Here is a 13,094-nt window from a genome sequence, read left to right as displayed (position 1 = left end):
TTATAATATCAATATGAAAATCAAACAAGGACAAGTTTTAGTCGATGTTACGACTGATGAATTTACTTATGAAGGCTATGGTGCAATTCGTAGCGAAGATTTTGTTATTTTTGTTGATGGACTTTTACCGGGTGAGCTAGCAGATATTAGAATCGAACAAACATATGCCAAAAAAGCCTTTGGCAAAATTTTAAAAATCAAAAAATCTTCGCCAGATCGAGTAAGAAGTTTTGATGATCAGCTAGTGCAAAGTGGAGTTGCGCCGCTTGCGATTTTAAATTATGAAAGTCAACTTCAATTTAAAGAAGCAGTAGTACAAAAACTTGTTGAACGCAATTTAAATTTTTATAATCTCGAAAAAATTCAGCCGAGTAGACAAATTTTTAATTATCGTAATAAAGTGAAAGTTTTTTACCAAAAGCACAAAGATAGTTATATCTTTGGCAATCATCTTAAGTTTACTAACAAAATCGCACAATTATCTAATTTAGCTCTAGCTCATCAAGAGATCAATAATTTGTTCGTTTTCTTTTGAAACTTAATTAAAGAACAGAACTATGATATAGGTTCAAGCGGCGAAATTATACTTAGATATTCAGCATCTTTTGACCAATTAGTCTTAGTTATAATCACGTCTAAACAAATCATTATGGATCCAACTTTAATCTTACAGTTGCAAAAACAATTTCCCAATTTGATTCAAGTTCATTTAGTAATCAAAACAAAAACTAGCACTAAAACAAAAACCTTAGTCAATAAAGATAAATTTACAAACAAAATTTTAGACTTAACTTGTGTGGCCAATTGAAATACCTTTTTACAAATAAACGAAGATGTGACCTCGCAAATTTATCAAGAATTAAGTAAACAGATGCATTTTGAAAAGCTCGATCACGTGTTAGATGCTTTTTGTGGTGTCGGCACCATTGGTTTAACTTTTGCTAAGCAAGTTGGAAGTGTTAAAGGTGTTGAAGTTGTGCCGGAAGCAGTCGAAAATGCACTTTTTAATGCACGACTAAACTATTTACAAAATGCAGATTTTAAACTTGGAGATGCTAATTCAACAATTCTACATCCAAAGTTAAACAAAGTTGTTTTAGATCCGCCGCGAGAAGGTGTCGCACAAAACTTTTTAACAAAAATTGCTACTCAACAAATTACAAGAATTGGTTATATTAGTTGTAATCCCCATACCTTTGTAAGAGATGCTAAATTTTTACTTACAAAAGGATACAAGTTAGTGTATTTAAAACCTTTTGATATGTTTCCTCAAACTCATCACATCGAATTGTTGGGTGTTTTTGAACTTGCTAATGGAAAAGAATAACACAGTTTGTTTCCATAATTCTAAGAAAAAAACTATGTTAGAAAAAGATCTGTTGTAAAATTGTTTTGTTAAATTTGGAGCAAAAATGCAGCAGCTACAACAAGTATTTCAAAACTGCTTCACTTGCAACAATACAGCAGCTCAAAATGCTGTCATTTTTTCTATTAATTTTATTAACTGATATTTCAACACAACCACATGAGCTATTAAGATGAAGATGGCGACAGTTAATAAAATTAAGAACCGTGAATTTTCTGCTTAAATTTGGCAAACAAATCAAATCTTTTTAACATAAATTAAAATTTTCTCAATTTTTTCACATATTTTGTTTCCAAATACGCATTCCTAACAATAATTATTATTTTTACATAAAGCTCGAAATATTAAGTTATTAAAATACCGTTTAACACGATGAAGAAAAAATCTTCATTCATTTCTCTTTCTTAACAAATTTATCTCTTATTTATCAATTTTTATTCAGTCGTAATTTTATTAACTGACTATTTTAAAAGGAAATTATGAAAAAAAGAAATTTACTTAAATCTTTAGTTCCGCTTTCAACCATAAGTGTACTTTCAGCCGTTGTGGCAGTTTCTTGTGGGAAAGCGGGAGCTAATTTTCCAACTTCTACCGAAAATTTAGGCAGCTGAGATGAAACATCAAGCAATTCAGAATTTGCTTTGAATCAAGCAAATACTTTTCGTGCAGACCTTAATGTTACAAACTTTGGAAGCACAGGCGACTATGATTTGTATTCTTACTACGGTAGCAATTCTGTAAATGATTATGCAAAAAATGCAACCGACTATTTTGTACATAAAGAATACATTGGTAACCCACAATTCATTACCAGAAGCACAGGCTCGGGTGCATCTCTTGAATTGAAATATCTTGTTACTCGTCCATCTTACTCAAGATACAAATTATCATTGGCAAGCGCAATTGTTCTTAACTTCGATGATGGAAAAGGCAACAAAACAACAAAAGTTTATGACAACGACCGTGCCGAGATTTTCAACGAGAGCGAATATAAGAAATCATTTGAATTCATTGATGCTCAAGGTAATAAAACAACAGAAGATTATTGAGAATTTGTTGAAGCACAATTAACTTCTGATGACCCACGTTCAATTAACAATGCACAATTCAGGAAAGATTTAAAAAATAAAGATCTTGTTAATGTTCAATTTGTCATTCGCGATGATGTTAAATACGTAGACGTGGAAGGAAAATGAACCAATTATAAAGATCAAGATAATAATGGTTACAAGCTACAAGCAGAAGACATTTACAATTCTTTACTACTAACATTCTTTAGCGATACTGCCGCAAGACATAAACAAGGTGGTAATGCTTTTGCTGACGAGCTTTGACGTAAATTGTTTGCAAGCGGTGCAAGCAAGAAGTGTTCTCCAACTAGCCACTTTCCAAATGCTTACGTTTGAAAACTTTATACCGCTGACTTTAACGCTTTACTTGACAGAGACCAAACACTGCAAAATTTAAGTGATGATGCCCAAACAAAACTCAAAACTACTAACGATTATAAAGTGAAAGTAGGATCTCCAGTAGTAGCGAAATGAACAGAAGCCAAAGAACTAACTAACTTAGAAAATGTACTTAAAAACAAAGTATTTACCATTAATGTACTTGAGGAAAATCGAAATCAAGAGGACCAACGTAAATTTCCACGTTTCGACCAATTGATTGACTTTTTACGTTTAGACACTTCTTTACAACCTCTGCCAACAAATTATGTAAATGATGTTAACACTGTTCTTGCGAGAGTAATTGATAAAATTTTTGAAGGTCAAACTTCAGAACAAGTACAAGTGTGAAAAGCTGACTTTGTAAAGATTGAAGAAGAAATTCAAGAAGCAAGCGACGTAGTTAAAGCAGCACAAAAAGAACATGCCATCGCGAAAGCTAAAAAAGCGGAAATAGATGCTGATCCTAAACAAACACAAGCTGCTAAAGATGCTGCAGAAGCAAAAGAAAAAGCAGCAGGGACTAAAGTTGACAATGCTATAGAAGCTTTGCAGAAGAAACAAGCTGTTTATGAGGCTAAAATTAAGGAATTCGCAACATGATTGAATGCTAAAAAATCAGTTTTAGCTCAAGACCTTGCAATTCTTGATCAAAATATTAATAACTATCAAGGCAAAAAGTTAAGTGAAATTATACCTACAGGTCATAACCGTAACTATTTAGCAGACTTTTTACTTCAAATGTCATTTCTTGATCGTGAATCAAACGCTTGAAAGACAGGTGTGTATTGATTAGGAACAGGTAGTGCTAGTTCATATGTAGTGGGACACTACTACAAAGCGCCTTTTGATGCAGCAAATGCAATTGGTTCTTACTACATTAATCAACATTACTGAGAAAAAGATTTTGTTAATAATCCAAATGCATTGCAAACCATTAATGTTTATTACAGAAAATCACAAGCTGACAATCCAGTAAAATTTAGTCACGACCAATTTGAATTATTCAAAGATGGCAAAGTTTCGCAACTTCAATATGGAACTTTATCAGAAAATGATAAGAAAGAATTAGAAAAGAATTACTCAGTTACTATCAGACCAAACCAAATAGTAAATCAAGAAAATGTTTTATATAGAGTTGCTAGACCGCTATTCTTTACCTTTGATTCAAAAAAATGAGGTGGACTTAACGGCACAAAAGAATTTGAATTTAGTGATGCATATTCTCTATTGATGTACGGAAAAACCAAAAAAGAATTAGTTGAACAACAAGTTCCGTCTCCAACGTTTTTTGCAGGTTTAGGTCTTGCCTTTAGGTCAGTTTTAAAAACTTCTGTGAACTGATATACTTTAGCAAGCAATTTTTCAAAACAAACTCGCGAATCATTTTTCCCTGCTATGCCTGCCGATGCTTATTTATATGCAGAGGACGATCAATATGGCACCCTTAATGAGAACAAAGCAGAAGTGAATAGTCTTTTTGTCATCGATGCTCAGGGTAACAAAGTTAAATTGCAAGTTGGTAATGAATTTCTTGATGAAATTTCTTATGAAAAAATGAAGGCTTATGCATTAAGTAAATCTACCATCGAAGATAAAAAATATTCACCGGTTGCACAACAATTAAAAGTGGTGATGAAGGGAATTCTTGATAAATTCTTCGAAGAAAACCCAACACTTAAGGGACAAAAAATCGAACTTAAGTTAGAAAGCCTTATCGGTACTTATAGTGAAGAACTAAAAGAATCAATGAGATTACTTAAAACTGTTTTTGAAAGCTTGGATAGCAGAATTCAAGTTACACTTAATCTTACAAATGCTGACACCGACCAACAGTGAGAAGAAAGAATAGATAGAGTTGCTTATGGTGGTTTGGCCAACATTTATCTTGGCTGAAATCCTGACACTGATAATGTATTTTCGGCAGTTGATGGTTTGTCATGAGAATATGGTTTGGCACCAGCATTGACATACATCTATCAAATTACTAAGGGCGAATTAAAAGATGATTCAAAATATGATTTTGAAAGAAAAGTTTTAGAGAACTTTCCAAAAATTGTTGCGACTGCTGAAGAGTTTGTTCAATATTTAAGAGACAGCTACGAAGGCGGTGACAAAGCGAAAACTTGACTTTTCGAGGGTGTGCCTGTTGATAAATTACATTTAATTGACACTCCATATTTGAAAGGCGAAGGTTTTAACAAACAATTTGTGCAAAATGATGCTGGCCTTTATGTTCAAAAAGCAGACAATCCAGCATTAACAAATGAGGATGGCAGAGACGCTTTTTATACCATTTCAGCTAACTTCTGAGCACAATACCCACTTAATAAAAAGAAAGAATACTTGCTTGGGTTCTTTAAAGAATTTTCAACCTTTTTCAGCAATGGTAGTGATCCAACTTCGCAATCTCTTAAAACCATTGGTTCATTCAACAAAGTTGTTATTTCAACCAAATACTTAGTACCATTTACTAAGAATTCAAGTTTTGCTAATTGAGCAGACTGAAGAATTAATACTCCTGAAGAAAAAGACGAAGCTGCTCAAGAAGCAAATAAATAAAATGTAAAATAGTGAACATGTTAAACAGTAAGTTTAATATGTTTTCTATTCAAAGAAAGTATTAAGTTATGTGAAAATATATAACAAATCGGATTCTCTTTGCGATCTTGACACTAGCAATCATTAGCTTCTTTGTTTTTGTGTTAACATCTATTTCACCTAATAACCCAGTTCTTAAAAAATCGACAGACGAATTCTTGGCCGCAAAAAACTCAGGTAGTCAGGTGACACTGAATGAAATTTTAATGAAAAACGAAGCGATTTATGGATTTCGTTACTCAACAAAAGTGGGTTCAGAGTTAGTTCCGGGCGCTAAAATTCCAGTAGTTGTAAGATTTTTTATTTACATTGGCAACTTTTTTAAAGGTGAATTTGGTCCTTACATCAAAGCTGATCAAAACCTAGTTCTTTCGCAATACAAAAATATTCCTGAGTTATTCTTCATCCCGTTGAAAACCACTTTAATTGTGACTGTACCATCCTTGTTTGCTTCTATGGCGCTCGGCCTTACGCTTGGTATTGTTTCCGGTTACAAACGGGGTAAACTCTTTGATAACTTCACAAACGTTTTTGTGCTAATTTTCATTTCAGTGCCATCGTTTGTTGTGGCACCAATTGCCATTGCAGTTGCGCTGAAACTAGGAATTACACCAAAAATTCCGCGTTATGGTGGCGACGCAACTATTACTTATAGTGAATATATCCTTGCTTACTTACCGCCAATTACAGTTATGACGCTTTCATCACTAGCAGCTTTTGCCATTAGTTCGCGTAATGTGGTGATTACAGTCTTAACTTCTAACTATGTGCTTATTGCCAAAACCAAAGGTTTGAGCCAAAAACAAATTTTCTTTAAATACGTAGCAAGAAATATTTCAATTCCACTCTTTGGTTTAATTTTTGGTTCCTTACTCGGTCTGCTTAGTGGTTCGATTATTATTGAGCGGTTCTGAGATATCAATGGTACTAGTCAGGTGATCACCGATGCCTTCTCAACTGGTGAAATTTATGTAATTATGTTCTCAACCATTATTTTTACCAGTATTGGTCTGTTAGCGGCGATTATCGTTGATGTTGCTTACGCAATTCTTGATCCAAAAATTACTTACACAACTAAATCAAAACGTAATTACACGATTTTCTTCAAAAATTGACTACTTCGTCGTAAGTTAATTCGCGAAAGATTTCCCAAAACGAAAGGAGTAGCTAATGCAGCTTAGTTTAGACGAATTTAATCGTAAATATAAGTTGAGCGAAGATTTACTCCAAAAAGTACGGATGGCCGAAGGAAGTAAATATTCTTCTAGTTCTGTGGCTGGCAAGCCAAAGCGCTTAGGTGTGGAAATTCTCAAACGTTTCTTTACCTCGCCAGCAGCAGTTATTTCGCTTATGGTCTTCACCATTATCTTATTAATGGCAATTCTTATTCCTGCAACTTCACCTTATCCAGCGAATGCGCGGATCTCTGATCTTGCCTACACAACGAACCTCCCACCTTACACAACACCTTATGTGTCAGTGCCAATTGGTGAAGGTACCGACGGCTATGTTGTGCAAGAAACCATCAAAAGTTGAGAAAATTTAAGTGGAACGCACCCACAAATTTATGCTGAATTGGTGCGGCGTGGTTTTACGCAAGACTTCTTGCAACCAGAAGTAGTTGGCGACAACATCTACATTCGTTATAATGCTTACTTGTTTTTTAGATTACATAACTTGCAAGATAGTCTTAAAGCTTACTCGGCGAGTGAAATTACCACGCAACTTGCTGACAAAATTTGAAGTGCTTCGGAAATTAAACCAATTCTTGGAACTGAGCAAACCATTGCTTATGATATTTGAACTCGTACCTGGTATGCAACTTGAAAAGCAATTAAAATTTCCTTCATTGTTGCAGCAATTCAAGCCATCATTGGTGTGAGTTTAGGTGCTTACCTTGGTTTTCGTGCTGGTTCAATGATTGACACAGTGACAATGCGGGCAATTGACATTTTCGACTCAGCACCAACCTTGATTTGAATTTTAATTTTCACTGCGCTCTTTGGCGCGCATGAAGGAACGCTCATTATCACCCTCTCACTTGTTGGTTGGAGTGGGTTTGTGGGTGGCACCAGAATGTACATTATTACAGTGAAAAATGAGGAATACATTTCGGCCGCTCGTGCCATTGGCGCCAAAACCTCACGGCAAGTCTTTGTCCACGCTTTACCAGCTATTATTGGTAAAATTGCCAACTCATTTGTACGTAGTATTCCAGGCATCATTATGTGAATTGCATCGCTAGCTTTCCTTGGTTTCTTTAGAACTGAAGGTAGTGATGTGAACTTAGGTCAAATTCTTATTGATGCAACTAACTCTGGCACCAGCAACGCCTGAACTTACATTCTCCCAACCCTCATCTTGCTCTTCTTATCACTTTCACTTTCATTCATCGCCCTTGGCTTACATGATGCTTTAGACCCACGGGTAATGAGAAAGAAAAGAAACTAACAATGGTTTAGAAGGTTTCACACTATGAAAAAAGAACAATTAAAGAAAATTTTCAAAAAAAGTTGAAAAAACTTTGCCCAAGGCTGCAAAGATTACGCACATAACTGAGTGCAACGTTGAAAAGTTCGTGGGCAAAATTTAAAACGTAAATTTACTAAACCGGCCATCAAAGTGAGCAAGTATGATGGCGACAACAAACGCAAAAGTCGTTACCAATTGAGTCAAGAGAATGTGTATGCTAACATTGCTACTACACCTTTACCAGAGAACAAAATTTTACAAGTCCGTAACTTACACGTGTCGTTCCCAGTTGGACGTAGTAAAACCATCCACATTGTCCGGGGCATTGATTTAGATGTCAACAAAGGACAAATTGTTGGTTTAGTTGGCGAGTCTGGTTCAGGTAAAAGTGTCACCTCGAAAACCTTAATTAACGTTAACCACAATGGCATTGTCACAAGTGACCAAATGCAAATTGGTGATTTAGAACTCACCAAAATTTGAAACCAAAAACATTGACAATACATCCGTGGTAAGAAAATTGGTTACATTCCCCAAGATCCACTCACTTCCCTTAACCCAACGCGTACCATTGGGAAACAACTCATGGATGCTCTTAACACCAACTTAGAGTGAAAAGGCAAAAAATTTGGTGAAAAGAAAGCTTATTTAGTTTCTTTACTCAAACAATTTGGTTTGCGTAATGCCGAAACAATTTATAACCAATACCCACACACTTTGTCTGGCGGAATGAAGCAACGGGTAGTAATTACCATGGTAGTTGCCCTTAAACCTGATGTAATTATTGCCGACGAACCAACTACCGCACTTGATCCCACCGTGCAAGCTTCGGCGCTTTCGCTCTTTGAAAGTATTCGGCAAGAATACCAAATTTCCATCATTCTTATTAGCCACAACATTAGTGTCATTGCGAAGTTCTGTGACTATATTTACGTGATGTATGCCGGTAAAATTGTGGAGTGTGGTACCAAGAAAGAAATTTTCACCCAACCAGCCCACCCTTACACTTGAGCTTTAATTTCAGCTATTCCCGAAAATCGTGAAGATAAGCTTTACAACATTAAAGGTACACCACCAGATATGGCGAATTTACCACTTGGTGATCCGTTTGCACCACGTAACGATTACGCCCTAGAAATAGACTTCTACAAAGAACCGCCATTAATTCCAATTACTCCAACTCACGCAGCAGCCACCTGGTTGTTACACCCAGAAGCACCTAAAGTGCAACTTTCAGATGACTTACTCAAACGTTTAGCATTATTTAAGGAAACTTTTAAAGAATATGAATAAAAATGAACGCAACGTAATTTTGTCAATTGACAATTTAAAGAAATATTTCGTTAACCACGGTTTTATCAACAAAGCTGTGGATGGGGTGTCATTTGATTTACACGAAGGAGAAATTGTAGGTTTAATTGGTGAATCTGGTTCTGGTAAAACCACTGTAGGGCGTACCATCTTACGTTTATATGATGATTTCAATGGGTTTGTTCGTTTGGAAGACAAAATTATTAGTGGTAAGAAAATTTCTAACCGGTTGAAACGTTTTTTGCACAAAAACGTGCAAATGATCTTCCAAGATCCTCACGCTTCATTGAACTCGCAACAAAATGTGTTCTCAATTTTGCGTGAACCACTCTTAGTTAATGGCATTATCAAAAGCCAAATTCAAGACATTTTTTCAGATTGATTCGCTGTCAAACAAGCCTTTAAATATAGTTTTCACATCAAAGCATTAGAACTCAAGTTAGAAAACTTAAAGATTATTAACTCTTTAGGTGAACCCTTACTACACAAGTGAAAAGAAACTTTTACTAACTTCTCTTTTGATCCTGAGATTGATTTCGATGATAACTTCACTAACTTTTTTGGTTATTTAGACGAAAAGCAACAAGTTGAAAGTCAAATTATTAATAATATGTACTCAAACTCAAGCAAGTTGATGACATATTATTACGAAAAACAAAAGCAATATCGCAACAAAGAAATTGCTGACTTTATGCTCGAACTCGAACAAGCTAAAGCTACTTTAGCTGAAAAAGAACAGTTAGCTAAAATGTCGAAAGCTGCTTATCAAGCAAGTAAAGATCTTGCAAAGGTAAAACAAGAATACAAAGAGTTCAAAGTCGAACAAAATGAATTCACTAAGAATGCGAAAAATGTCATTAATAACTATGTTGTAGAGTCAAAGAATGAAAAATCTTTAATCAACATTACTCGTTTAATGTCGACTGACTTAGAGTACTATTTATTCAACTTAAAGAACGAATTACTCTTTGCGCAACGCGCTAAAACACTCAAAGCCTTGCGTGGCGAATGTGATTATTTAAATTACGACGAAACGCGTGAATTAATTAATGAATTTGATGCTTACATTAAGAAGTTTTACCAACAACACTTAGACACAGTGCCATTCGCACCACAAGTGAAAAAAGAATTGCTTGCCATTATTGCACAAAACTTCCACTTTGACTATAGCAAATTTGTAACCAAGTCACAACGCCACAAAGCTAAATTTGAAGCACGCGAGCAAGAATTTCAAGAACGTATGCGAGTTTTAACTAACATCATTGCGCAAAACGCTACTCCTGAAATTTCACCGCAAGAACTTGAGCAAGCGCGTCAAAATTTAGTTAAAGCTAAAGAAACCTATCAAACCAACCGTTTGAAAGGTTTAGTTGATTTAAAACGTGAAATTATTAAACTTTCAAAAGCTATTAAAGTACAAGAAATTAAATATAACGAATTGTTAGCTGTCCAAACTTTTTGCAACGAACGATTTGATGAAATTAAAGAAGAATACTTCAAATTTATTGAAGAAATGATTACCAACAACCCTAACCGTGACAACAAAGACATTGTGACAGTAATTAATTCGTATAAATCTGACTTAGCAGTTCGTGAAGATACACTTAATTCATTTAGTATCGAACGTAAATATTTAAATAAAGATATTAATAATATTTACATTTTACTTGGTGTTAACTACAAATGAATTGAAAAGAACCTTGAAGGACTTGATCTTGAAAGCGAAAAACAAGTGAATGTTCGTGAATTATCAGCTCGCAAATGAGAACTAGTTTACAACTTTTATGATCACATCTATTCAATTCCTTTAGCAAAACGCAAAATTTCTAATTTGCTTTACAAAACTACAATTTACGATGCTTTGGAAAGTGTTGGCTTGTTAAAACAATTTGCTTATCGTTATCCACACGAGTTCTCTGGTGGCCAGTTACAAAGAATTGTAATTGCACGGGCACTTATTACCCAACCAAAAGTCATTGTGGCTGATGAACCGATTGCTTCACTTGATATTTCAATCCAAGCCCAAGTGGTGAATCTGCTTAAAGACTTGTGTCTTAAGAAAAATATTGGTTTAATCTTCATTGCGCACGACTTATCGATGATTGAATACATTGCTGACAACGTACAAATCATGCACCTTGGTAAAATCGTTGAACATGGTCGTACCGAAAAAATTTACGCCCAACCTTACCACCCTTACACTGTGAATTTATTCAAAGCAATTCCTAAAATTTCGAATGCTAACGAAAAATTCCAAAACGTTTCCTTTGACTTAGATTACTTGGATGAGCAACAATTTCCTAATGTGCCAGAAAATTATCAAGTTGAAGAAGAGCATTTTGTGTACGGCACTAAAACACAGGTGCAAAAGTGAATCAATGCAGTTAAACAGCAAGACAATTAAGTACCAAAATAAACAAAAAAACAATAGCACATCTAAGCTATTGTTTTTTACTTTCAAAATCACAAATTGAAATGATCTTTTTTGTTAAATTTGCTTTTTAACACTATGTAATAGCGCTATTTGTGAATAAATTTGAATTTGAAGGTGCGCATTGGCATTTGGCGGGAGTTAAAGGAATCGAACCCTTGCAAGCAGTTTTGGAGGCTGCAGTACTACCATTATACTAAACTCCCAAAAGGAAGGAAAATGAGACTATTTTCCAAATTTAAAGTGGCAAACATCACCATCTTGCACAACATAATTTTTACCTTCGCTACGAATTTTGCCGGCATTTCTAGCTCCTAATTCGCCACCGAAAGTAATAAAATCTTGATAAGAAATGATATCTGCTTTAATAAATTTATTTTCGAAATCACTATGTATTATACCAGCACACTGTGGAGCAAATGATCCGCTTTTGAAAACTCAAGCTCGCACTTCCACTTTGCCAGCAGTGAAATAAGTTTTTAAGTTAAGTAAGTCAAAAGCTGCGCGTGTCAATAAGTCAAGTCCACTATAACTAATATTGTAAGAAGAAAGCCATTCGGTTGATTCTTCTGTTGAAAGTTCGATAATTTCACTTTCCAATTGCACAGAAATTGGCAAAATTTTATTTTTGTCACCAATAAAAGCTTTTAATTGGTTTAATTTTTCGCATTTTTCTGGTTCTAAAATTTGGTCAGCGCTAAGGTTCGCAACATAAATAACTGGTTTTGCTGTCAAAAGTTGGTAACTTTTTAAAATTTTCTTTTCTTCATCGTTTAAATCAGGTATTAAAGTGTTAGCAAAATGCCCATTTTCTAAAGTTGCTTTAATTTTTTTAGCTAAATTAAACTCTAGTTCAGCTTGTTTGTCACCACTTTTAGCTTTTTTAGTAATGCGATGAATCACATTTTCAACTGTTTCTTGGTCTGCATAAATTAATTCAAAGTTAATTACTTCAACATCTTCAACAGGATTTACACGCCCAGCCACATGAAAAATATCTTTATCTTCAAAACATCTAACCACGTGAATAATGGCATCTACTTGGCGAATGTTGCCAAGAAATTTATTACCTAAACCTTCACCGCGTGAAGCGCCTTTAACTAAACCAGCAATATCAACAAAGTCAAATGTTGCTGGCACAATTTTTTCTGGATTAACAATTTTTGCTAATTCGTAAAGACGATGGTCTTTGAGTGGAACACTACTAATGTTTGGTTCAATTGTGGTGAAAACATAATTATTAGCTTCAACTTTATATTTGGTTAAAGCACTAAATAATGTACTTTTACCAACATTTGGTAAACCAACAATTCCGGCTTTTAATGACATTTTTACTCCTTTGTGTGCAATTAGTTATTTTGATGAAAATGTAAATAACTCTATGTTATAGACATGTTTGTAACATCGATTCAAACATTCGAATTCGTAAAATTTTGAAAACAATCTTGAATTCACTAACTTAAAA

7 protein-coding genes and 1 tRNA gene are annotated in these 13,094 nt (G+C 34.6%); 6 read left to right on the top strand and 2 right to left on the bottom strand.

Going from position 1 to position 13,094, the window contains the following annotated elements; translation table 4 throughout:
• The first annotated feature begins 13 nt into the window (after nt 1-13).
• The 6 genes from rlmD (at nt 14) to EXC55_RS00700 (ending at nt 11,602) form a co-directional block, all read left to right on the top strand.
• A complete protein-coding gene (rlmD, locus tag EXC55_RS00725) occupies nt 14-1,327 on the top strand; it encodes a 23S rRNA (uracil(1939)-C(5))-methyltransferase RlmD (protein ID WP_129622787.1) in 1,314 nt (437 codons plus the stop codon).
• 518 nt (nt 1,328-1,845) lie between these two features.
• A complete protein-coding gene (locus EXC55_RS00720; RefSeq protein WP_129622786.1) occupies nt 1,846-5,376 on the top strand; it encodes an OppA family ABC transporter substrate-binding lipoprotein in 3,531 nt (1,176 codons plus the stop codon).
• 68 nt (nt 5,377-5,444) lie between these two features.
• Complete coding sequence (locus tag EXC55_RS00715; RefSeq protein ID WP_129622785.1) at nt 5,445-6,596, top strand: ABC transporter permease; 1,152 nt, start codon at nt 5,445-5,447, stop codon at nt 6,594-6,596.
• Nucleotides 6,586-7,866, top strand: coding sequence for an ABC transporter permease (locus tag EXC55_RS00710; RefSeq protein WP_129622784.1), 1,281 nt, complete (start codon nt 6,586-6,588; stop codon nt 7,864-7,866). Before EXC55_RS00715 ends, EXC55_RS00710 begins: the two co-directional genes overlap by 11 nt.
• 24 nt (nt 7,867-7,890) lie before the next feature.
• A complete protein-coding gene (locus EXC55_RS00705; RefSeq protein WP_223211674.1) occupies nt 7,891-9,180 on the top strand; it encodes an ABC transporter ATP-binding protein in 1,290 nt (429 codons plus the stop codon).
• Nucleotides 9,173-11,602 carry an ATP-binding cassette domain-containing protein gene (locus EXC55_RS00700; RefSeq protein ID WP_129622783.1) on the top strand — a complete coding sequence of 810 codons (2,430 nt, stop codon included), beginning with the start codon at nt 9,173-9,175 and terminating at the stop codon, nt 11,600-11,602. Before EXC55_RS00705 ends, EXC55_RS00700 begins: the two co-directional genes overlap by 8 nt.
• Nucleotides 11,603-11,761: 159 nt before the next feature.
• Here EXC55_RS00700 and EXC55_RS00695 read toward each other — a convergent pair.
• Both EXC55_RS00695 and ychF read right to left on the bottom strand, forming a co-directional pair.
• A tRNA-Trp gene (locus EXC55_RS00695) sits at nt 11,762-11,835 on the bottom strand.
• A gap of 19 nt (nt 11,836-11,854) precedes the next feature.
• Nucleotides 11,855-12,958 (bottom strand): redox-regulated ATPase YchF, encoded by a 1,104-nt coding sequence (gene ychF / locus EXC55_RS00690; RefSeq protein WP_129622782.1) that lies wholly within the window; start codon nt 12,956-12,958, stop codon nt 11,855-11,857.
• Nucleotides 12,959-13,094 lie beyond the last annotated feature (136 nt).

It is taken from the genome of Mycoplasmopsis columbinasalis (assembly GCF_900660705.1).
Lineage (GTDB): Bacteria > Bacillota_I > Bacilli_A > Mycoplasmatales > Metamycoplasmataceae > Mycoplasmopsis > Mycoplasmopsis columbinasalis.
Note: the sequence above shows the minus strand (reverse complement) of the source record. Positions and strands in the feature narration are given on the sequence as shown.